We start from the raw sequence: 21162 nt of genomic DNA on the forward strand, positions 1-21162 counted from the left end.
CTACACTTACTTTTTTAACGCCAGACTTTGATTTTAATGATTGAGCTAGGCAAAATAGCGTAAAACTTTTTAATGGAATACCTCATGCAGGACACCGCTATGTCACGATGGTTATCGCCGCTGATGGCATTTTGTTTATCATTTATCATTATTGTGGGTCTGGCACCAAGCTTAGGCTTGCAAATTGATCGACAACTCGATTTTTGGTTGCTTTGGTTTGCAACGATGTTGTTTTTAGCGTTGCCAATTATCTATTTAGAAATTGGATTGGCGAAACGAGCTCAAACATCAGCGCTGAACGCATTATCAAAATTGACCCGTGAAGCCGATGCGCACCAACGTTGGAGAGTGGTTGGTTGGCTTGCTGTGATTTTTATTCCATTCTTAGCGGGCGGTATATTACTTAATACTTCTAATGCTGTAGCACAACAAAATGATTTTGGTATTGGTTCAAATATTTTGATGGGTATCGCAGCATTCATTGCATTTAGTTTATCATTTCTTCAACGTTCTGTATTGGTTGTACTTACTGCGATTGCAACGATTGCAAGTTTAATCGCGGCTCAAGTTTTTGGTGTCCAAGTTAATGAGTGGCAGCTGACTCCTGTTGAGTTTAAAGAGTGGGGTAATGCAACTATTCTCGCTTTAGTGGCTTCTGGTCTCGGGCTTGGATTGTATTGGCAGACAAATCTTAATCAAGAGAAACAAGATGCTGCAACGCCAAAAACTTTACCGATTTGGCTAGCGCAACTGGTGGCTGTGGCTGGATTTGGATATTTTGCAATTAGTGCTGCAATTCCAGCATATATCGTTTTAATCGCAACAATATTTGCAGTAGCTTTACTCCTGCAACTTGGCAAGGAACAACTCGTACATCGTGGATTAGCACAAGCGGTGCAATATATTTTATTGCTTGCACCACTTTTAATTTGGGTATTCCCTGCAGCCGATCTATTTTTAACTCCGATTTTAATGCTTTGGGGATTAAGCATTTGTTTAATCTATGCAATTTTCGTGGGTTGGATCATGAAAATTAGTCATTTACGTAAAGCGCTGAATTTTAGTAATGAAGCTTTTTATAATATCTGGCGTGTGGCTGTACGTATTGTGACACCTTTAGCAATTGTGGTTGCAATGATTTCTTACTTAGGTCAATTGTTACCATGATCCAAAATGCAAAAGTTTGGGTTGCTTATGCTGCTGTAGACCAGCAGTTTCACATTGAACTTGAATTTGTGGAAGGCATGTCTGTTGCGGATGCTATTACACAAAGTGGTATCGCGTCGTGTACGCAGTTGCCAGACGAGTATGCTGTTGGAATTTTTGGGACGAAAGTACAAGATCAATCGCATGTTTTGCAAGCAGGTGATCGGGTGGAAATCTATCGGGCATTAACGATTAATCCAAAAGATATACGCCGTAAGCGAGCGGCAGCGAATCCAGTTGGGCGCTATTGTCGTGGCAATCGCTTTAAACAATTGAAATGATATGAAAAACCCCTCTTTGAGGGGTTTTCTTTTATGTCTAATTCTTTATAGTGGTGGCGCGTTCAAAATCGCATCTTTCGAACCTGGTAAACCAGGTTGAGTTTCTGGGATAGTTTCTAAACCTTCGATTTTATTCACGACGCCAGAACCATCGAAATATACTTTTAGATGCTGACCTTGAGTTGCAGGAATATTTGCTTTTTTAGCATATGTACCTGGGGTATAATTGTAGATGTAATCCCAACGTAAAGGATTCAAAGGATCTGAAATGGTTGGGCTACCAAGTAAAAAACGAACTTGTTGGTAAGTCATCCCGACTTGAATTTTTGAAGCTTGCGCTTGGGTTAATGGTGTTCCTTGAGGAATATCAACTTTGTATACACCAAAGACAGAACAACCACCCAGTAAAGAAGCGACGAATAACGTCAGCATGATTTTTTGCATTTTGCTACACTATCCCAAATTAATTATGATGCAATTGATCCAAGGATAGATCATACTGCATCTCAACTCTGTTGCATATTCCAACTTAAAATTTGTTGAGAGACCTTTTTATATGCCTATTTCAAATCAAGATTTACGCAAAGCTGGACTTAAAGTTACCCTTCCACGAATCAAGATTTTGGAATTATTAGAAAATTCAAGACAGCATCATTTGAGCGCGGAAGATATCTATAAGACCTTACTTGAGCAAGGCGAAGATGTCGGTCTAGCAACTGTATATCGTGTGTTAACTCAGTTTGAAGCTGCTGGTATTATCCAACGTCATCATTTCGAGAATAATCACTCTGTATTCGAAATCATGCAAGATGATCACCACGATCATATGGTCTGCCAGAACTGCAACAAAGTTGTTGAATTCCACAATGATTTGATTGAACAAGAACAACATAATGTTGCTGAACAACTTGGTTTTGTTTTAACAGGTCACTCTTTGAATTTATATGGTTACTGCGATGCGCCTGAATGCCAAGAAGCATACCGTAAAAAATAAATCTTGATTAAAGTAAAAAAGGAGCAATGATTGCTCCTTTTTTATTCACTATTGATTAATCATCTTGACCATCAAAAGTGAGGCGGGGGCCAGAATTCAACAGATAGTTTGGATCTTCTTCAGAGAGTTTGATTTGTAAGCGTAAATCATTGGCAGAGTCAGCATGACGTAATGCTTCGTCATAAGTGATTTTCTCAGCTTTATATAAGTCAAATAGCGCTTGATCAAACGTCTGCATTCCAATTTCACGGGAACGCTTCATGACTTCTTTAATTTCATGAACTTCGCCTTTACGCACCAAGTCTGAAATCAGTGGAGAATTGATTAAGATTTCAATTGCGGGATGACGTGATTTTTTATCAGGAGTCGCAATTAACTGTTGTGCAATGATCGCCTTCAAATTAAGTGAAAGGTCCATAAACAGTTGGCTGTGACGATCCGTCTCAAAGAAATGAATAATACGATCTAAGGCTTGGTTGGCATTATTTGCATGTAAGGTCGCAAATACTAAATGTCCTGTTTCAGCAAAACTAATCGCATAGTTCATGGTTTCACGTGAGCGAATTTCACCAATAAGAATGACATCAGGTGCTTGGCGGAGTGTGTTTTTCAGTGCAATTTCAAAGGAGTCTGTATCAATTCCAACTTCACGTTGAGTAATGATACAGCCTTGATGTTGATGAATAAATTCGATTGGGTCTTCAATGGTAATGATATGACCTTTAGAATTTTGATTACGATGACCGATCATTGCTGCAAGCGAAGTCGATTTACCTGTACCAGTAGCACCTACAAATAAGATGATCCCGCGCTTAGTCATTGCTAGATCTTTAAGGACGGGCGGTAGTTTCAGCTCATCAATACTTGGAATGATAGTTTCAATCCGACGTAAAACCATGCCAGGTTGATCACGTTGCTGAAAAGCGCTGACACGAAAACGCGCAGTTTTATCACGATTGGCAATAGCAAAATTACATTCGTGTGTTGCAGCAAATTCGATTCGTTGTCTTTCACTCATAATCGAGTGAATCAATTGACCTATGATTTCACCAGTGAGCTTTGTTTTAACTACAGGCACAATTTCACCATTAATTTTCATTGATGGTTCAATATCTGCACTGATAAATAAATCTGAAGCCTTGCGCACAATCATCATGTCGAGCAGGTCATTAAAATCCATTTTGATTCCCCTAAATCAAATGACGTTCACTTTTTTATAAAAATGATTCTGGTTGTTTAGCCGCAGTACGTGCAACTTGCGGGGTAATAATGCCTTTCGCGACAAGATTTTTGAGACTTTGATCGAGTGTGGTCATGCCGTAATTTGCACCGGTTTGTATTGCAGAATACATTTGTGCAACTTTGTTCTCACGGATGAGATTTCGAATCGCTGGAATTCCAATCATAATTTCGTGAGCAGCTACCCGACCGCCACCTGTTTTCTTTAAGAGCGTTTGAGAGATGACGGCTTGAAGCGATTCAGAAAGCATGGCACGAACCATGTCTTTCTCATCGGCAGGAAACACGTCGATAATACGGTCAATTGTTTTTGCTGCAGATGTGGTATGCAGTGTTCCAAACACCAAGTGACCAGTTTCCGCAGCAGTGAGTGCAAGTCGAATGGTTTCGAGGTCACGCATTTCACCGACGAGAATAATATCTGGATCTTCACGCAGTGCAGAGCGTAGCGCTTCATTAAAACCGTGTGTGTCACGATGCACTTCACGCTGGTTAATCAAACACTTTTTGGATTGGTGCACAAATTCAATTGGATCTTCAACGGTTAAAATATGGTCGTAACGGTTGTCGTTAATGTAATCCATCATCGCCGCAAGCGTAGTCGATTTACCTGAACCCGTTGGTCCTGTGACCAAAACAATTCCTCGTGGATAGGCGCAAATGTCTTTGAAAATTTGCCCCATGCCCAAGTCTTCCATAGAAATCACTTGAGAAGGAATGGTACGGAATACCGCGCCAGCGCCACGATTTTGGTTGAATGCGTTGACACGGAAGCGTGCTACACCGGGTACTTCAAATGAGAAATCGGTTTCTAATTTTTCTTCATAATCGCGACGTTGTTTATCATTCATGATGTCGTAGATTAAGCGGTGTACTTCTTTGTGTTCTAAGGCTGGTAAGTTAATACGACGAACTTCACCATCAACACGAATCATCGGTGGCATTCCTGCAGAAAGGTGCAAGTCAGACGCCCCGTTTTTCACTGAAAATGCCAGTAATTCTGTAATATCCATAAATTCCCCGAACGCATTAAAATCGTAATTATTTTGATAGAATAATAAGGCTTTCCTACAGCTTAACCAACAGTTAGCGTGCAAGAAAGTAAAAAAAGATGAATTAACTGAGAAAGCTATACATGATGGGTCTAGAGCAAGCGAGAAATAGTGTCATTCAACAAATTGAACAAGCCTGTGAAGTTGCTCAACGACAATCTAACGAGGTTAAACTTCTGGCTGTTTCCAAAACGCATCCTGCAGAGATTTTGCGAGAAATGTATCAGACTGGTCAGCGAGCATTTGGTGAGAATTACCTGCAAGAAGCATTAGATAAAATCAAAGCGCTGAATGATTTAGACATTGAATGGCATTTTATTGGTCATGTTCAACGCAACAAAACCAAACAGTTGGCTGAACAATTTGCATGGGTGCATGGGGTTGATCGCCTCATTATCGCAGAGCGACTCTCTAATCAACGCACCATTGAACAGGAACCAATCAATATCTGTCTTCAAGTGAATATTGATGCTCAAGAAAGCAAAGATGGTTGTGCGGTTTCAGAGGTCGAAGATTTTGTGGCTCAAATGAGCATATTACCTCGACTTCGATTACGAGGATTAATGGTCATTCCAGCGCCTGGCAATGTAGATGCACTCTATGATGCCAAGACACTTTTTGATCGGATGAAAGAGCATCATGCACATCCTTCTGATTGGGATACCTTAAGTATGGGAATGTCAGGTGATTTACAAGATGCGATTAGTGCTGGATCGACTATGGTTCGAATAGGGACGGCCTTATTTGGGGCGAGAAATTACTCAAAATGATTGGATTCAGTCTGCACTGAACTTTCGGGTTCAGTCACTGTCATTGTAAATACAACTTTTTATGTATAAAAATAAACCAATATATTTCACATAATCATAAAACAGGGAAGGATTAGATGAGTTCGTATTATCAGCTTTTAGAACGAAAAGTGTGTGATGATGGATCAGTAGTGGCTACGTATAAGTCGACCATACATGCTCAAGGTGCATGGAATACGCACGAACAGCATATGGCGCCCGCAACAGGGATTATTTGTGCAGAGTTGGATCACTTCTCAGCTCGGTCTGACCTAAGGATTGGACGTATAAGTTTGGATATTTTGGGCCTGATACCCGCTGGGGAGTTTCAAATTGAAACTCGAATTATTCGACCTGGAAAAACCATTGAGTTGATCGAGTCGACCATGTCTGCACATGGTAAAAGCTGCATTCAGGCACGTACTTGGCGAATGATGATGAGTGATACTCAGGCAGTCGCAGGATTAGAAGATCAAAAAGTTGCTGATCCTGACGAGGGGATCTTATGGGAAGAAATTAGAAATTGGCCTGGAGGCTATATTCAATCACTTGAGGCACGCCGTTTAGATCGACGGGCAGGTAAGGGCATTGTATGGCTAACCAATCCTTATGATATGGTTGAAGGACAAATACATTCAGACTTTGTGAAGTTGATGGGAATGGTCGATACAGCGAATGGAATTGTCACACGACAAGGTTGGCCGTTTAACTATACTTTCCCAAATTTAGATTTACAGATACATCTCTATCGTATGCCAATAGGTAAGTGGCTAGGTCTGGAAACAGTGCAACAATATGGTGATGACGGTATCGGGTTAACTTCATCTATTCTTCATGATCTGAACGGACCTTTTGGACGAGCTGAGCAAATTTTAACTTTAAGAAAACTGGCTTAGATTAAAGCCGTCATTTGACGGCTTCAACTTATTATCATTAACCATTAACCGACAATATTAATGGTACTCGCACCTGCACCTACAGGTTTGACTTGAATCTGTACAGGAATACGTTCATGCATTTCTTGTACATGAGAGATGAGCACGACCTTACGACCTTGGCTTTGTAAATGATCGAGGGCATTCATGACCATATGTAAGGATGCCGGGTCGAGCGTACCAAAGCCTTCATCAATAAACAGTGATTCAAGTTTCATTGAACCTGATGCCATGTTAGCAATCGCTAAAGCAAGGGCTAAAGACACTAAGAAAGTTTCACCACCTGATAAGGACAAGACAGGTCGAACTTCGCTGTTCATATCTAGGTCAATAATGGCCAAACTTAAACTGTCAGGAATACGATGCAACTGATAGCGTGGCGCAAGTGGCTGTAATTGCTGATTGGCATATTCCACCAAAATATCTAAATGGTGTTCTTGAGCAATCTTTTTAAACTTGGTGCCTTCCTTATGCCCAATCAAATCGTAGATACGTCCCCAACGATATTCTTCCGCCTTGATTTGTTCTATTTGGCCTTGATACTTAGCATAGTTGGCTTGATTGGCAGCATTCATACGTAACTGAGTTTCTGTATCAGTGAATGCTTCTTGTTGAGCGAGCTTTTCCGTTTGCAAGTTCGCAAGTTGCTGCTCGAGCATGCTGAGATCATGTTCAGGCTGATGTTTTAAATGGGCTTGATAACGTTCTTCTAAAACTTGCCAAGCGGTTTTGGCATTCTCTAAAAGTTGTCGCTGCGTATTTAACTCATGGCGTATTTGTTGATGTTGGGCTAAATCAATGCTTAACCATGTCGTGATTTGATCTGTGGTCACGGTCGGATGGCTCAGTTGCCATTGCTGAATAGCCTGTTGTACTTGCTGTAATGCCTGTTCAATATGATGTAAATCACTGAGCAACTGCTGCTGTTGTAAATTGGCTGCATTCAGCTGTTGTTCAGCATGTGCAGTTTTATTGCGTTGTGCATGAACTTCATTGGCATGAGTGACAGCAGTTTCCTCTAAATGTTTTTGCCAATCCGCAGCATAACGGTAGCTTTGACCGGCATAGTCTTGGGTCAGTTCCGCAAGTTTCGAGCGTAACATTTTGCCTTGCTCAATCAGTTGTTCAATCTGTTGTGTCAGGCGTTGTTCGTGTTTTTGTGCTGCTTCAAAGCGTAGCGTCATTTTTTCAAGTTCTTGCAGTGCTTGCAGCAGTGATGTCTCTACTTGTTTTTGCGTCGTGAGCAATGCAACACGCTGCTGCAGCTGCTGTTGCAATTCGGCAACCCAATGTATTGGTGTGTCTTGCTGATAGCGAGCAGGCAGTAACTGCACAATAGGTTGAATACCTTGTTCAAGCTGTACACGACGTTGAATATTCAATAGTAATTGCTGTTGTTGCTGCTGATCTTTACGCCATTGCTCAAGCAATTTACTAAGTTCTTGTTCTTGCACCTGTTGTTGTTCAATGTGCGATTGCAGTGTTTGGATCTGCTGCATTATGCGCTGCTGCAACTGAATCGGGTCTGCCGTGTCGAGATTTAAACCCAGATGTTGTAATGCTGCTTGAATATGCTCGAGCTGTTGCTGAGTGAATTGCGTGAGCTGTTCCATACGCTGTTGTTGCTGTTCAAGTAAGGTCTGTACTTTGGATTGCTCAATCTGTGCTTGCTGTACCTCACGATTGACCTGTTCCAATTGTTGACGAGCCTCTTGCAATTGGTGCTCGTGTAGTTGCAATAAACCTTGTTCTAAGCGTTGATGATGGTCTAAAAACGGATGTTCATGGCTACCACAGACCATACACGGTTGATTGGCTTTTAGCTGTTCACGTAACTGCTGCACGTTTTCGCTATGTAATAGACGCTGTGCCTCCAAGATGCTTTGTAGTTGAGTATAAGCAGCTTCTTGTGTGGCTTTTTCGCTCAAGCGTTTTTCAAGGGTCTGTTGAATAATCTGCAGTTGCTTTTGTTGTTCAGCGATTGAGCCTGTCAGGTCGTGTGTTTCGCTGATATGGGTAATGACTTGATCAAGCTGCTGCTGTTGATGTTGCAGTCGTAATACCGTACTTTGCTGATGTTCACGCTGTTGTTGGATGTTTTTTAGCGATTGTGTCAAAGCGTCAAGACTTTCATGTTGAGCCACATAGCTTTGCAGACGTTGTACAATGGTTTGCTGTTGCTGTTCTAAAGTTGCGAAGGATTGTTGTAATAGTTCTGGATCTTGTTGATGAAGCAATTCATATTGCTCGACATAGTGTTGTAGCACTTGCAAAGCACTTTGTGGCTCTTGATCAAAGCCTTGTAAAAATTGGCTTTGGGTTAACTCAAAGTTGATTTGTTGCTGTTTGTTTTGCCAAGCCAATACGCTGGTCTGTTGTTGTTCCACAGCATGTTTTGACGGTTCTAATTCATTGAGAACAAGCTGATCTTTATCTGTACTGAGTTTTTTATACTGTTCAGAAATACTGTGAATGTCATGATCCAACTTTAAGCCTTTTTCAAGATGAGGCTTAATATCCAAACGTTGCTGCTCAAATTGCGCTTGGGCATGTTCATAGGCTTTTAAGCGCTGTTGCTCAGTAGTAGCTTGTTGTTGTAAAGCGACAAACTCAGCTTGAAAGGCGAGTTGTTTTTGTTGCACCTCAAGTTTTTGAGGTTCTAGACGTGCACGCTGTACATATTGCTCACGAATGGCTTGAAATGCATCAAGCTGTTGTAGCAATTGTTGTTGTGCTGCGGATTTATTTACGGCATCAAGCTGAACCTCATAAATCTCTTTTTTGCCATGGACTTCAGCATACAATTGATCACGCTCAAGATACCATTTACGTTCATTTTCAAGCAGCTTTTCTGATTGTGCCAAATGCACGAGTTGTTGTTTTAGCCGCTGATGCTGCTGATTTAAGGCTGCAAGTTGCTCTTCACTCAGAATATCAATATGACCGAGTTGCTTTTCTAAATCAGTACGTTGCTGTTTGATTTCACTAAATTTTTCTGCGGCTTTCTTACTAACCTCACTAAAAATTTGCGAATTGGTTAAATATTCGAGTAAGTCTGCACGTTCATGGTCTTTGGCTTTTAAAAATGCCCCCACTTCAGACTGTGCTAACAGGACTGCACGGGTAAATTGCTCGAAACTCAGCCCAATTAGTTTTTCAATCAGTGGCGTCACTTCCGAGATTTTTTGCGTTAAGGTCGTGCCATCATCTAAACATTGAACAAAGCGCTCGACTTTTAAATTGCCATCAACTTTTTTACGCGCGCGGCTAATGTCCCAACGCGCCAAATAGCGTTTTTGATCAAGCGCAATAAATTCCAGTTCACAAAAGCCTGAGGTGGTGCCGCGACGTAAAATATTCTTGGAATCTTTAATTGAAATGTCTTTGCCACCCACATCTTTGATACTGCCGGCAGCGCCCCGTAAACGTGGGATTTCATCATAGAGCGCTAAACACATAGCATCGAGAATTGTCGACTTTCCTGCACCCGTTTTACCGGTAATGGCAATCAGACCTGCCTGCGCCAATGGGCTATCTTCAAAATGGATGTGTTGTTCACCGGCTAAAGAGGCCAAGTTGTTTAAACTGAGTCGAATAATTTTCATGGCCTGTCCTTAGTGCGCTTGTTGATCCAAATCGTGTTGTGCCGCTTCAAGCAAAGTTAAGAAATCACGCTTCACCGATTCATCCTGCTCATAGCCCATTTTTTCCCAAAGGCTTAAAAATAATTTTTCAGGGGTGGGGGGCGCTAAATCAACTTTGTGACAGGTATCATTTTGCTCAGTTTGTTTTTGATAAATTCGAGCAATACGCAGTAAACGATAACGATTTGGTGGCAGTGCCAGTTCAATCTGCTGACGTAAGTCTACAGGCGGTGGGGCATCTGTCGTATATTCAATTTCTAGAAAATGACGTGCATTGAGATTGTCAATTTCGCCTTTTGGCAGGGCATGTACCGTAGTGATTAATTCAGACAAGGGTTCACGAATTCGAATCAAATCCACGGTACGTGGAATAATGTGCGCTTGATATTGAAAATGATTTTGTTCATCAGCTTCGGGGTCAATGGTGACTTCAACCACTTGATGTTTATAGTTGCGTTCACTAAAAGACAGTGGAATAGGTGAGCCACTGTAGCGAATATGTTCCTGTCCAACTTTTTGCGGTTTATGCAAATGACCGAGTGCTACATAATCAATCACATCATCAAATAATGCAGTGGATAAAGCCTCTTCGTTACCAATCACAATTGGACGTTCGGAATCTGAGGTTTCACCGCCTTGCATATGGGCATGTGACATCAAAATTAAGGCTTGATTGGGTTGTTTACGCGCTTTAGCTTCCGCAATAAGTTGTTGGTGTAAATAGGCAATCGCATTTTGGCTGTTGGTGGTATTTTCATTTAAGCCTGTAATTTCGGCACTGCGTAAATAAGGCAGGGTTAAGCACCAAGCAACGATATTTTTATCAGCATCATAAATAGGTACCAACAAACGATCGAGATCAAATTCACCATCCTGTTTGCCAATAATACCGACCGCTTTGGCATTGAATTTCGCTAAAAAAGGTTCAACCTGTTCAATGCGGTAACCGGAATCATGATTACCTGCGATCATTAAGGTTTGCATATGCGGGGCAATGGCATGGGCATCGGTGAGAAACTGGTATAACTGTTTTTGAGCAGATGATGCAGGATTGACCACATCAAAAATATCACCGGCAATCAGCAGGGCATTCGGTTGTTTTTGTTGAATTTGCGCAAGTAGCCAGTTTAAAAATTGTGTGTGTTCATAGTCACGATCATGATTGTGAAAAAATTGCCCCAAATGCCAATCTGAAGTATGAAAAAAACGCACTGCCATTACCGAACCCCAAAACATCTCAATTGTCATCTTATCCAATATCGGACTTTAAAACATCGAAATTTTTAACATCTCTATAAGACAGCTTTTAATCGCTATTTTTTATTCGATTTACTCTTTTTTCGTCTTTTTCTCTTTTTTCTATTTTTGATTCTCGAGTTGATCGAGATTTGCTTATGAGAAGAGGATGCATGCAGTTTAGCTGCTGTTAACGAATGATCTATTTTATGATGAAAAAAAGATTGGATGACTAAGGGTACCAATAGAATGCTTAGCCAAATACTCATATTGATGGGAATTATTTGATAGATATAATTCAAAGAATAGACTGAGACCGTAAAAATGAGAGCAAAGCAGGCTTCTGTTTTAGAAATTTGATCTTCTGAAAAACGTTTGATATGGATCAGCGTATTTTGTTTGACATCTGAAAAATAAGAACGCGTATATTTATTGGGCAAATAGCTGAGAAGCAGCATTAAGTTTTGAAAAACATATAAAGACGATAAACCGAGTAAAAAATATCGAAATAATAAAATTAAACGCTCAACCCAACGATGCTCAGATGTAATATCGCCCTGTGAATAAAGTTCTATAATTTGATCAATAGACAAAATTAAAATTGAACAACAAGTAAAGAAACTCAGTAGAAAACGGCTTAAATGATGATGCTTAATTTCAAAAAAGGCATGTAAAATCGAATAGAGTAAAAATATTAACAAGATTATTGTGATGAATGTCGATAATACTGTATCAACACCAAGCATCTGTTTTTCGAAAAACCAATAGCAAATTCCAAATGCGAATAAAAAACTAATTCCTTCACCAAAAGGTGTGGTTAAACTCTGATGATGCTCTAGAGAAAAAACTATTAAGTAAGCACCAAGATAGAAATAGACCCAAATTATTAATGGATTCGAGCTATTACTCTGTATAGAAATAAATGAAAGTGCACTCAAAAATAGGCTTAAAATTGAATAAATTAAGATTTTTTCTTTGTTTCTAATGATTTGATAACTTTGATAAAAAACACCACAGAGTAAACTGATGATTGTAAGCGGTATGTGAAATTGATGATTAATAAATGCTTTAATAAAAACAAAGCAATAGCAAACTAATACGATACTGATAAGAAAGCGAGTGAATGGATAATTCAATACATCCCAAAAGTCTGATTTAAAATTTAGACGTTTTTTTAGACTAATTTTATGTTTAATTTTTTCTTTATACATTGGGGCTAGGATTTATTCTGATTGTTATCTCATCTTTATGGATAAAAGTATATTTAGAAAATTTATTAAGTTCAAAAATAAAGCCGACGATTCGAGTGATGTGAAATCGTCGGCCAAAATACTTCAGTCATTCAAATTTAGGCTGCTAAACTAAATTTTTCTGCAAGAAGCATGATTTATAGGTCTCATTGGGGTATAAGGTCACCGTGTATCATTGCGGATGCCGGTGCAATGACTACGCGGTTGCTACTGACCTTGTACCCTATATAACGCATAAGGTTGTGATTCGGTTGACAAGAAAATTAAAAATATTTGATTTATTTTCGGTTATGCTTTGAGACAGGATTTTATCGCGTCTGAGAGTTATGGTTTCTTTAAGAAAATATTTTTTATGGTTCTTTTTACTTTGTTTAGGATTAACGCTGGTTGCAGGTATTTTGGCAGCGTTATTGCCTTCGGCAATTGCAGGAATAGTCACTGCACTTCCATATTTAATAGCGATGATTGTTGTTTTATATAAATTTATTCATCAACAACAACGGGCACCTTCGGATCAAGAACGTAAGAAATTCACATTAGGCTTTACCTTGATTTTTTGGGGCTATAACTTTCTTGGTGTTTTTTTAAGTATTTTATTTTTCTCGAGAAAAGACCCTGAAATTTGGCAGAACTTTTTACTCTATATCCAAAATTCCAGTTTCTTAAGTCTCAGTGCAATTATGATTTTGATGCTGGCGATACCATTATATTTAATTACCTTTTGGTTTTATGGTCCACAAGCGAAGCGCATGGCGAATAAATTGGTGGTAAATAAGTAATCATGAATTGAGCTCAAAGGCATCTTTCACCACGATAGAGTGATCAGATCATAAGAGTACTTCTATGTATCATCCTTGCGTTTTGGTTACTGGTGCAACAGGTTTTATTGGATCTTATTTGGTTGCATATCGGCTAGATCAAGATTATCAAGTGATTGGTTTAAGCCGACAGTCCAATCCAAAAATGAAGCATCCACGTTTGACATGGGTTCAATCTTTCGATGATATCCAACACGCTCAAATTGACTATGTTATTAACTTAGCGGGTGAAAGTATTGGTGATGGTCGCTGGACGCAAAGGCGAAAACAAAAACTCATCGACAGCCGAGTGAATACGACCGATGCATTATTACATTATCTGCTGACCCATCAGCAACATCCCAAGCGAATTATTTCTGGTTCTGCTGTAGGATATTATGGTATTGATCCTGATCAAGTATGGTCAGAAAAAAACAATGAGCAGGGATCATCTCAACCGATCTTTATGTCCGAACTTTGCCAAGAGTGGGAGAGGTCGGCTCTCCAACACAAAAATCAGTTTGATATTAAGGTCATTCGTTTAGGCGTGGTGTTTGGGCATGGCGGAGGAATTTTACAACAATTACTCTTACCGATTCGATTTAATCTGGTAGGTAAAATTGGTTCAGGTCAGCAGCCCTTAGCATGGATTCATATTCAGGACGTGATTCAGGCGATTGAATTTCTGATGTTGAATGACACTCCAAACGAAATTTTTAATTTCGTTGCTCCTGAACAAACGAATCAGGTGTATTTTGTTCGCACCGCAGCAAAAATTTTAAACAAGAAACCGCTTTTAAGTCTGCCTGATTCATTGTTTAAAATCATGTTAGGTGAGCAGTCTCAATTGGTTTTAAATGGACAATACGTTATACCAGAAGCACTTATTCAAGCAGGTTATACATTTCAATATCCAGAACTCAAAATGGCGTTGGAGCAACTACTTCCATCACATTAAACTTGAAACTTCAAAGATGGGTCATAGGGGCTAGGATCAACGAGGGTGGTCTGATTCAGCATGAGTTGTCGTAGTAACTGCGCTGCAGCTGGGCCCATGCATAAACCATTTCTAAAATGACCAAAATTCGCCCATAAGTTTTTCATTTCAGGCATTAAACCGATATATGGAATTCCATCAGGTGAGCTAGGTCTCAAGCCTGCCCATTGTTGCACAATCGGGAAATTTTTAAGTTCAGGTATGAGTTGAATGCATGCTTGGTAAATGGATTGTTGTGTTTTCAAATTTGGGCGATGTTCAAAACCTAATTCTGCCATACTGGAACCACAGACGATATGGCCATCTCGACGTGGAATCATATACATGACCTTGTACATACACATCGTGGGTAGCCAGTTTTCAGGGGTTTTGAATAGGATCATCTGCCCCTGAACAGGTTGAACAGGGATATTGAAATCGAGTTGTGATGCCCAATGTGCCGACCAAGCTCCAGTAGCGATAACATACTGATCAGCTTTAATTTGATGTTGATCATGCAGAACAATGGATTGCACTTGCTGATTTTGAATCAGTAATTTTTCTACCCACTTATGCTCGATAATCTTTACTTTTGAATGTGATTTAAGATAAGTCAGAATAGACTTTAAAAGACGAGGATTACGAACATTAGACAATTGTGGAAAATGCAAAGCCTGCTTGAAAGTATTAGAAACTCGTGGATTCAGATTTCTTAATTGAGTCTCGTCGAGTAAATTGCAATGCTGCATCGGCTCGTTATATTGCGCCTTATAACTGAGTCCAATCTCAAAATCATCTTCATCAAAAATTAACATACCTGAATCGTGAATTTCGAAATCAATGCCACTCCATGGTTGAATTTTTTGATTCCAAGATTGATATAACGATTTACCATGTTGTGCCAATTGATTGACTGCTTTGGGATAACGCCAAGGATACATAGGTGACAAAATACCACCACCTGCCCAAGATGCAGCTTTAGCTGCTTGTTTTTGATCAATGAGGGTAATTTCACAACCTTGTTCGAGTAATTCAAGCGCTGTTAGTAAGCCGCTAATTCCACATCCAATGATGGCAACGTGCATTTTTATCCACCTTCAAAATGACGGGGTGTATTAGACCATATTCAAGCTCTAATCGTGCAAATAATCTCAATGATGTAAAGAGATCGATGAGATGTAAGATGTTAAATGAGTGAGTTAAAAGTTAGGTCTCGAATACAATGATAATGATTTTAGTAGAAAAAAAGCGCTTTATGGAAAAGCGCTTTTGATTCAATAGTGTATTACAGATCTTTAAGCATTTTTGCAGCATCTTCAGCAAAATAGGTCCAAATTCCATCTGCACCAGAACGACGACAGCTCATCAGTGATTCTAAAATCACACTTTCAGAAAGCCAGCCGTTTTGGATTGCTGCTGCCAACATGGCATATTCACCACTCACTTGATAAACAAATGTTGGAATGCCAAATGTGTCTTTAACTTCACGTACAATATCTAGATATGGCATCCCTGGTTTTACGATCACCATGTCTGCACCTTCTTGAATATCTAGTGCAATTTCGTGAAGAGCTTCAGCTCGGTTTCCTACATCCATTTGGTAGTTATACTTATTACCACCTTTTAAATTAGATGCTGAACCCACTGCATCACGGAAAGGACCATAGAAGCTTGATGCATATTTGGCAGAATAAGCCATGATATTGGTATAAATATGACCATTTGCTTCAAATGCTTGACGAATCGCAGCAATACGACCATCCATCATATCACTCGGTGCGAAAACATCGGCTCCTGCTTCTGCATGGCTTAAACCTTGTTTAATCAGACACTCAACAGTTTCATCATTCAGGACATAACCTGTTTCATCGATGATGCCATCCTGACCATGTGTTGTATAAGGGTCTAAAGCGCCATCAGTGATGAGTACCATTTCTGGTAATTCTTTTTTTAGAAGACGGACAGTGCTTTGAACTAAACCATCATCTTTCCATGCTGCTTCAGCAGTTAAACTTTTGTCTTCTTGTGGGGTAACTGGGAATAAAGCTAATTTAGATACACCTAATTCTAAAAGTTTTTCAGCTTTGTTTAACAACAAATCAGCTGAAAGACGGTGAATATTTGGCATACTAGGTATTTCTTGGGTTTGATTTTGACCTGGTAGAACAAATACCGGATAAATGAGATGTTCAGCAGAAAGATGTGTTTCTCTCACCATCGCTCTGAGTTTGTCATTTTTTCGAATACGGCGCATGCGTGTTGCAGGAAAAGCAGGGCGATTAAACGTATAAGTCATCACAATCTCGATGTTTGGTATTTTACTTGGGTCTAATTGTAGCCCCCTTAAGGCGGTTTTTGGGAAAATGCTGATGGTTTTTTCTCATGATGTTAATTTGAGTTTTGTATGAACGATTCCCAAAAAAAATGGATGGGTAACCTCCATTTAGGTGCTAAACCTGATCTTGAAGTGGTATTAAATCAACTCACTCAAGTATTTAATACCTCTCCTTATTTCGCTTATAACGAAATGCAAATGCGTGTCGTAGAAGGTGAAATCCAAGGCTATATTGAGATGAAACCTAATCTCATTGGTAATATTTCTTTCCAAATTTTGCATGGCGGTGTAGCGGCAACATTACTTGATAGTATTGGCGGGATTGTTGCAATGGGCGAGCTTTACAAGCGTGCAGAGCCTGATATGTTGCCTGAAACTTTAAAGAAAGTTTCACGTTTAGCAACAGTGGATATGCGAGTGGATTATTTATCACCAGGGCGCGGAAAGTATTTTATTGCCACTGCTGAAGTCCTACGCATGGGTCGCAAAGGTTGTACGATGCGCATGAATATGGTGAATGATGAAGGTAAAGCAATTGCAACAGGTATTGCTTCATACGCATATTGAAAAATCCATGTATCTCTTATAAAAAAACCGCCCTTGTAGGCGGTTTTTATACTAAATATCTGATCTTGAACGTTTTAAAGCACTATTCCATTGATGTAAATGGAATTGACGTTGATCTTCAGACATTTTTGGCTCAAAAGCTTTTTCCAATTTCCATGATGCCGCAATATCAGACGGATTTTTAAATACATCTGCAGTTAAACCTGCCATTGCCGCAGCTCCCCAAGCCGTTGACTCCAAAAGTTGCGGTCTTAACACAGGAACATTCAGTAAGTCGGCTTGAAATTGCATTAGCATATCATTTTGACTCGCACCACCATCTACACGTAATTCTTTTAAAGGGTTTCGAATATCAGATTGCATGGCATTCAAAACGTCAGCGACTTGAAATGCGATTGATTCGAGAGCTGCTCGCGCAATATGTGCTTTATTTGTCCCTCTAGACATACCGCATAATAATGCGCGGGCATCCGTATCCCAATGAGGTGCTCCTAAGCCTGTAAAGGCAGGAACAAGTACGACACCATCGGTACTGTTAACTTGACACGCCAATTGTTCAACTTCTTGGCTACTTTGAATAATTCCAAGTCCATCACGTAACCATTGCACAATTGCACCAGCCATAAAAACACTACCTTCAAGCGCATACGAGGTGTGTTCTTTACATTGCCAAGCTAAAGTGGAGAGGAGTTGATTTTGACTCAGTTGAATTTGATCACCTGTATTGAATAACATAAAGCAGCCAGTACCATAGGTGTTTTTAGCTGAGCCTATATCAAAACATGATTGACCAAATAAGGCTGATTGTTGATCACCTAGAATCCCTGTAATTGGAATTTCTGCACCTAAGAGACCTTTGGCTGTATTGGCAATATGGCAATCAGAAGCCACGATTTTGGGTAGTATTGCTTTTGGGATGTTAAATAGTGCGAGTAAGTCGTCGTCCCATTGCTGGGTATGCAAATTCATTAACATGGTTCTTGAAGCATTAGAAACCTCAATTACGTGTTCAGCACCTTGAGTGAGATTCCAAACTAACCAACTATCAATGGTGCCAAAAGCCACTTCGCCTTGTTCCGCACGAGCTCTTAAACCATTAATATTTTCAAGTAACCACACTAATTTTCCAGCACTGAAATAAGGATCAATGCGGAGTCCAGTGGTGAAATTTATCTTTTTTTGTAAGTCTTGTTGAATGAGGGAATTACACCAATCACTCGCTCTGCGATCTTGCCAAATAATCGCAGGGGCTAGAGGTTCACCAGTTTTTTTATCCCAAATTACTGTCGTTTCGCGTTGATTGGTTAGGCCTAAAGTTTTGATATCTTTAGGCAGTAATCGCGCATCAGCAATTGCTTGCTGCACTACTGCGATTTGTGAACTCCAAATCTCTTGTGCATTTTGCTCTACCCAGCCTGACTTTGGTGTTCGTATTTTAGTTTCTCTTTGAGCTGTTGCATGAACGTTTCCATGTTCATCAAAAATGATCGCACGACTTGACGTCGTACCTTGATCCAGTGCAAGTAAATAACTCATAAAATATGCAATTGTGATCTTGAAAAAAGGGATTTTATCTCAATTATTCAACTAAGCGCATGTGTATGTGTAATTGTTGTGAAATTAGAGGTCGTATTTTCAAACTTTTATGCTATGATTGCGTTGTACTTTGGGGATGTTCCTGGCTTCGACGCTGGTGATGAAACTCATAGATGCATGCCGAGAGCGCATTTTCTCTCGTAAATAAAATTTGCATTTTAAATAGTCGCAAACGACGAATCTTACGCTCTAGCTGCCTAAGGGCAGCTTGTCCGCATCTCTGAATACTTGTGGTTAGAGATCCCGACTGAAGCGCACGCACACAAGTCCGTATAACATCAAGCCTTGGGGTGTTGTACTAAACTTAAAGGATCGCTCTCTTAACCCTGTTCGTCGGGTCTTTGAGGGTTAAAACAATAGACGATATCTAAGCATGTAGTAATCTCGAGTGTAGTGCTTGCGGACGCGGGTTCGACTCCCGCCATCTCCACCAAAATTCTTGTAATAAAAAAGCCACTTATTTTAAGTGGCTTTTTTATTGCTACATATTTGCCACATTTTCACTCCAGGTGATTTTGATTTCAAAGTTTTTAAGCTGCACTTGCCACGCTAAGTTTCGTAATTTCTTGCCAGTTCTATATTCATGCAACCATTTAAAATAGCGTTTGATCAGCATGTGTAAGCTATGCCCAAGTTGATCAGAGACAAACATTGGATTTACGACATCCATGAGCAACATCATCACATAAGTATGTCTTGCATTGTATGCAGGGCGATGACGTATAGAACACGATTTCATTGCTTCTACAAGACGCTCTCTCGGTGGTTTTTCATTAAATAATGGTTCCTTCATCTTGGGACATAGCATTACATAATCTGTTTGGTAGCCTTGATCCTTTTTAAATTGAAGCAAAGCTTTTAAAGCCAAAGTCAAGCGTTCATTCAAATAGACCTCACGAGAAGTATGTGTTTTGGTCACTTTCTTTTCTAAACCACGTACATGACTTTTGCTAACTTTGAATGTGCCATTGAACCAGTCAATAACACTTTTTCTGAGAGCAATCATTTCTGAAGGTCTACAGCCTGTCCAAAAAGCAAATTCAAAATACTAGCGACAAAATTTATCCTCATCATGTAAGCTTTTGTCGAGCCAAGCTAGTAAGGCTACCATCTCCTTACGTGTGAAGGGGGCAGGTATTTCTGCCTGAACCTTACGATTCTTAATTGTATGCATAGGATTTGGAGAAATCAGATTATGCTTAACAGCCAATTTAAATACCCCGCTTAGCGTAGTTGCACAGTTATTAAATGTTTTCGCTGTTTGAAAATCACGATCGATGATAGATCTGTTTCATAAATCACAAAACGATCTATCTCTTGCTGATTATTTGTACCGAAAAATTTAAAAATCCATACATAATTTGCGGACTAAAATCATCAACTGAAAGAAACTTTTTGATACACATTTCAAGCGATACACAGGCATCTTATAGTCAACCATTGATTTAATGGTTGAACTACTAAAAATGCTTGTGCCTGCTAAAGGTAGACTATCCAAGTTAAGTGAAGAAAATCAGGCTTTACTCCGTCTGAACTATTGGCGTGTCAGAGCCTACTGCTCCACAAATCTTCCACGATGTAGATGATTGCCTGATCAAGTCCAATCTATTTAATTTACCCGAGAGTCTGCCTGAAGGCGAAGGTATCGACTGGAATGTGGTGATCGTAGATGCCACAGAAACTCCAACACAAAGACCTAAAAAAACAGAAGAAAAGCTATAGTGGCAAGAAGAAGGCACATACATTTATAGAACACAGCAATTTCTGAGTTTATGCACGAGTCGTGGTGCTGTACATGATTTCGAGCTTTTCAAACGCAACTTGAATCCGATTCCTAAAGGTGCTTTTATTCATGCAGATGAAGGCTATCATGGAATCTATGCAATGTATCCAAATAGCTCATTGCCTCTAAAAGCAAAGAGATGCTGCAAACTAGATCCCGAGCTAAAAGTTTACAATTGAGAAATCAATAAAAGAAGAATTGGGATTGAACATGTATTCGGCAGTTTGAAAGCCTTCAAAGTCCTTGCGGCGCGATATCGTAATCGAGTCAAAAGACTAGGTTTAAGATTCAATTAAATTGCTGGAATCTATAACATGGAACTGCATAAAAATGAATTATGAAAGAATTCTATAATTTTAATAAACTCTTAAAGTGTAAATTTAAAAATTCTTAGATTCTTAAATGAAGTGCGACAGAGATTAATTCTTAGTAGAAAGAGGTTTTAGTTTTTTGTCAAATTTGTACTTATCAACTCCAAAAGAG

The 21162-nt window shown here is 39.6% G+C and carries 19 protein-coding genes, 1 other RNA gene and 1 pseudogene; 11 read left to right on the forward strand and 10 right to left on the reverse strand.

Annotation, left to right across the window (positions count from 1 at the left end):
- The first annotated feature begins 84 nt into the window (after window positions 1-84).
- The gene (locus AC1M9I_RS01830; RefSeq protein ID WP_481593836.1) at window positions 85-1167 is read left to right on the forward strand and encodes a hypothetical protein; all 1083 of its coding nucleotides are present in this window, start codon (window positions 85-87) and stop codon (window positions 1165-1167) included.
- Window positions 1164-1487, forward strand: coding sequence for an RnfH family protein (locus AC1M9I_RS01835; RefSeq protein ID WP_092768198.1), 324 nt, complete (start codon window positions 1164-1166; stop codon window positions 1485-1487). The genes AC1M9I_RS01830 and AC1M9I_RS01835 overlap by 4 nt, the downstream gene beginning before the upstream one ends.
- A 45-nt stretch (window positions 1488-1532) precedes the next feature.
- Here the strand turns inward: AC1M9I_RS01835 and AC1M9I_RS01840 are convergent, their stop codons facing one another.
- Window positions 1533-1931, reverse strand: a complete 399-nt coding sequence (locus tag AC1M9I_RS01840; RefSeq protein ID WP_092768200.1) for an outer membrane protein assembly factor BamE — start codon at window positions 1929-1931, stop codon at window positions 1533-1535.
- Between the two features lie 112 nt (window positions 1932-2043).
- Here AC1M9I_RS01840 and fur point away from each other — a divergent pair, with 112 nt between their 5' ends.
- Window positions 2044-2481, forward strand: coding sequence for a ferric iron uptake transcriptional regulator (fur, locus tag AC1M9I_RS01845; protein ID WP_035267453.1), 438 nt, complete (start codon window positions 2044-2046; stop codon window positions 2479-2481).
- A gap of 55 nt (window positions 2482-2536) precedes the next feature.
- On the opposite strand, the gene AC1M9I_RS01850 is transcribed toward fur, so the two are convergent.
- Both AC1M9I_RS01850 and AC1M9I_RS01855 read right to left on the reverse strand, forming a co-directional pair.
- On the reverse strand, window positions 2537-3661 hold the full coding sequence (locus AC1M9I_RS01850; protein WP_481594453.1) for a PilT/PilU family type 4a pilus ATPase: 1125 nt from the start codon (window positions 3659-3661) through the stop codon (window positions 2537-2539).
- 34 nt (window positions 3662-3695) lie between these two features.
- Window positions 3696-4733, reverse strand: a complete 1038-nt coding sequence (locus AC1M9I_RS01855; protein WP_092768204.1) for a type IV pilus twitching motility protein PilT — start codon at window positions 4731-4733, stop codon at window positions 3696-3698.
- 122 nt (window positions 4734-4855) lie between these two features.
- Here AC1M9I_RS01855 and AC1M9I_RS01860 point away from each other — a divergent pair, with 122 nt between their 5' ends.
- Together AC1M9I_RS01860 and AC1M9I_RS01865 are read left to right on the forward strand one after the other, a co-directional pair.
- Complete coding sequence (locus AC1M9I_RS01860; protein ID WP_481594452.1) at window positions 4856-5542, forward strand: YggS family pyridoxal phosphate-dependent enzyme; 687 nt, start codon at window positions 4856-4858, stop codon at window positions 5540-5542.
- A 116-nt stretch (window positions 5543-5658) separates the two neighbouring features.
- The gene (locus tag AC1M9I_RS01865; RefSeq protein ID WP_481594451.1) at window positions 5659-6456 is read left to right on the forward strand and encodes a thioesterase family protein; all 798 of its coding nucleotides are present in this window, start codon (window positions 5659-5661) and stop codon (window positions 6454-6456) included.
- A gap of 44 nt (window positions 6457-6500) precedes the next feature.
- Here the strand turns inward: AC1M9I_RS01865 and AC1M9I_RS01870 are convergent, their stop codons facing one another.
- From AC1M9I_RS01870 to AC1M9I_RS01880, 3 genes are all read right to left on the reverse strand, one after another.
- Window positions 6501-10100, reverse strand: a complete 3600-nt coding sequence (locus AC1M9I_RS01870; protein WP_481594450.1) for an AAA family ATPase — start codon at window positions 10098-10100, stop codon at window positions 6501-6503.
- Between the two features lie 9 nt (window positions 10101-10109).
- A complete protein-coding gene (locus AC1M9I_RS01875; protein ID WP_481594449.1) occupies window positions 10110-11357 on the reverse strand; it encodes an exonuclease SbcCD subunit D in 1248 nt (415 codons plus the stop codon).
- Between the two features lie 95 nt (window positions 11358-11452).
- Window positions 11453-12586, reverse strand: coding sequence for a hypothetical protein (locus tag AC1M9I_RS01880; protein ID WP_481610607.1), 1134 nt, complete (start codon window positions 12584-12586; stop codon window positions 11453-11455).
- A 365-nt stretch (window positions 12587-12951) separates the two neighbouring features.
- Between AC1M9I_RS01880 and AC1M9I_RS01885 the strand changes: the two genes are divergently transcribed.
- Together AC1M9I_RS01885 and AC1M9I_RS01890 are read left to right on the forward strand one after the other, a co-directional pair.
- Entirely contained in the window at window positions 12952-13404 is a 453-nt protein-coding gene (locus AC1M9I_RS01885) for an ABZJ_00895 family protein (RefSeq protein ID WP_481594447.1), read from the forward strand.
- Between the two features lie 64 nt (window positions 13405-13468).
- Window positions 13469-14380 carry a TIGR01777 family oxidoreductase gene (locus AC1M9I_RS01890; protein WP_481594446.1) on the forward strand — a complete coding sequence of 304 codons (912 nt, stop codon included), beginning with the start codon at window positions 13469-13471 and terminating at the stop codon, window positions 14378-14380.
- On the opposite strand, the gene thiO is transcribed toward AC1M9I_RS01890, so the two are convergent.
- Window positions 14377-15483 carry a glycine oxidase ThiO gene (thiO, locus tag AC1M9I_RS01895; protein WP_481594445.1) on the reverse strand — a complete coding sequence of 369 codons (1107 nt, stop codon included), beginning with the start codon at window positions 15481-15483 and terminating at the stop codon, window positions 14377-14379. The two genes, AC1M9I_RS01890 and thiO, sit on opposite strands and share 4 nt — an antisense overlap.
- Window positions 15484-15683: 200 nt before the next feature.
- Window positions 15684-16694, reverse strand: coding sequence for a porphobilinogen synthase (gene hemB, locus AC1M9I_RS01900; RefSeq protein ID WP_481594444.1), 1011 nt, complete (start codon window positions 16692-16694; stop codon window positions 15684-15686).
- Window positions 16695-16802: 108 nt separating this feature from the next.
- On the opposite strand from hemB, the gene AC1M9I_RS01905 reads away from it, so the two are divergent.
- Window positions 16803-17300: a thioesterase family protein gene (locus AC1M9I_RS01905; protein WP_035266285.1), complete on the forward strand. Its 498-nt coding sequence runs from the start codon at window positions 16803-16805 to the stop codon at window positions 17298-17300.
- Between the two features lie 51 nt (window positions 17301-17351).
- Here AC1M9I_RS01905 and glpK read toward each other — a convergent pair whose 3' ends face one another.
- The gene (glpK, locus tag AC1M9I_RS01910) at window positions 17352-18836 is read right to left on the reverse strand and encodes a glycerol kinase GlpK (protein ID WP_481610608.1); all 1485 of its coding nucleotides are present in this window, start codon (window positions 18834-18836) and stop codon (window positions 17352-17354) included.
- Window positions 18837-18968: 132 nt separating this feature from the next.
- Here glpK and ssrA point away from each other — a divergent pair.
- Window positions 18969-19329, forward strand: a transfer-messenger RNA (tmRNA) gene (gene ssrA / locus AC1M9I_RS01915).
- Between the two features lie 97 nt (window positions 19330-19426).
- Here ssrA and AC1M9I_RS01920 read toward each other — a convergent pair.
- Window positions 19427-20178: pseudogene (locus tag AC1M9I_RS01920) on the reverse strand (tyrosine-type recombinase/integrase); the annotation flags it as partial.
- 260 nt (window positions 20179-20438) lie between these two features.
- On the opposite strand from AC1M9I_RS01920, the gene AC1M9I_RS01925 reads away from it, so the two are divergent.
- Entirely contained in the window at window positions 20439-20618 is a 180-nt protein-coding gene (locus tag AC1M9I_RS01925) for a hypothetical protein (protein WP_481594440.1), read from the forward strand.
- Between the two features lie 243 nt (window positions 20619-20861).
- Window positions 20862-20975 carry a hypothetical protein gene (locus AC1M9I_RS01930; RefSeq protein ID WP_416224330.1) on the forward strand — a complete coding sequence of 38 codons (114 nt, stop codon included), beginning with the start codon at window positions 20862-20864 and terminating at the stop codon, window positions 20973-20975.
- Window positions 20976-21162 lie beyond the last annotated feature (187 nt).

This window comes from Acinetobacter sp. ANC_7553, from assembly GCF_056779895.1.

Excerpts from the sequence above, each read along its gene's own strand:
- AC1M9I_RS01850 (WP_481594453.1), bottom strand. The coding sequence starts at position 3,661 with ATGGATTTTAATGACCTGCTCGACATGATGATTGTGCGCAAGGCTTCA.
- fur (WP_035267453.1), top strand. The coding sequence starts at position 2,044 with ATGCCTATTTCAAATCAAGATTTACGCAAAGCTGGACTTAAAGTTACC.
- AC1M9I_RS01840 (WP_092768200.1), bottom strand. The coding sequence starts at position 1,931 with ATGCAAAAAATCATGCTGACGTTATTCGTCGCTTCTTTACTGGGTGGT.
- AC1M9I_RS01875 (WP_481594449.1), bottom strand. The coding sequence starts at position 11,357 with ATGGCAGTGCGTTTTTTTCATACTTCAGATTGGCATTTGGGGCAATTT.
- hemB (WP_481594444.1), bottom strand. The coding sequence starts at position 16,694 with ATGACTTATACGTTTAATCGCCCTGCTTTTCCTGCAACACGCATGCGC.
- AC1M9I_RS01870 (WP_481594450.1), bottom strand. The coding sequence starts at position 10,100 with ATGAAAATTATTCGACTCAGTTTAAACAACTTGGCCTCTTTAGCCGGT.
- AC1M9I_RS01905 (WP_035266285.1), top strand. The coding sequence starts at position 16,803 with ATGAACGATTCCCAAAAAAAATGGATGGGTAACCTCCATTTAGGTGCT.
- thiO (WP_481594445.1), bottom strand. The coding sequence starts at position 15,483 with ATGCACGTTGCCATCATTGGATGTGGAATTAGCGGCTTACTAACAGCG.
- AC1M9I_RS01830 (WP_481593836.1), top strand. The coding sequence starts at position 85 with ATGCAGGACACCGCTATGTCACGATGGTTATCGCCGCTGATGGCATTT.
- AC1M9I_RS01835 (WP_092768198.1), top strand. The coding sequence starts at position 1,164 with ATGATCCAAAATGCAAAAGTTTGGGTTGCTTATGCTGCTGTAGACCAG.
- AC1M9I_RS01880 (WP_481610607.1), bottom strand. The coding sequence starts at position 12,586 with ATGTATAAAGAAAAAATTAAACATAAAATTAGTCTAAAAAAACGTCTA.
- AC1M9I_RS01855 (WP_092768204.1), bottom strand. The coding sequence starts at position 4,733 with ATGGATATTACAGAATTACTGGCATTTTCAGTGAAAAACGGGGCGTCT.
- AC1M9I_RS01890 (WP_481594446.1), top strand. The coding sequence starts at position 13,469 with ATGTATCATCCTTGCGTTTTGGTTACTGGTGCAACAGGTTTTATTGGA.
- glpK (WP_481610608.1), bottom strand. The coding sequence starts at position 18,836 with ATGAGTTATTTACTTGCACTGGATCAAGGTACGACGTCAAGTCGTGCG.
- AC1M9I_RS01860 (WP_481594452.1), top strand. The coding sequence starts at position 4,856 with ATGATGGGTCTAGAGCAAGCGAGAAATAGTGTCATTCAACAAATTGAA.
- AC1M9I_RS01885 (WP_481594447.1), top strand. The coding sequence starts at position 12,952 with ATGGTTTCTTTAAGAAAATATTTTTTATGGTTCTTTTTACTTTGTTTA.
- AC1M9I_RS01865 (WP_481594451.1), top strand. The coding sequence starts at position 5,659 with ATGAGTTCGTATTATCAGCTTTTAGAACGAAAAGTGTGTGATGATGGA.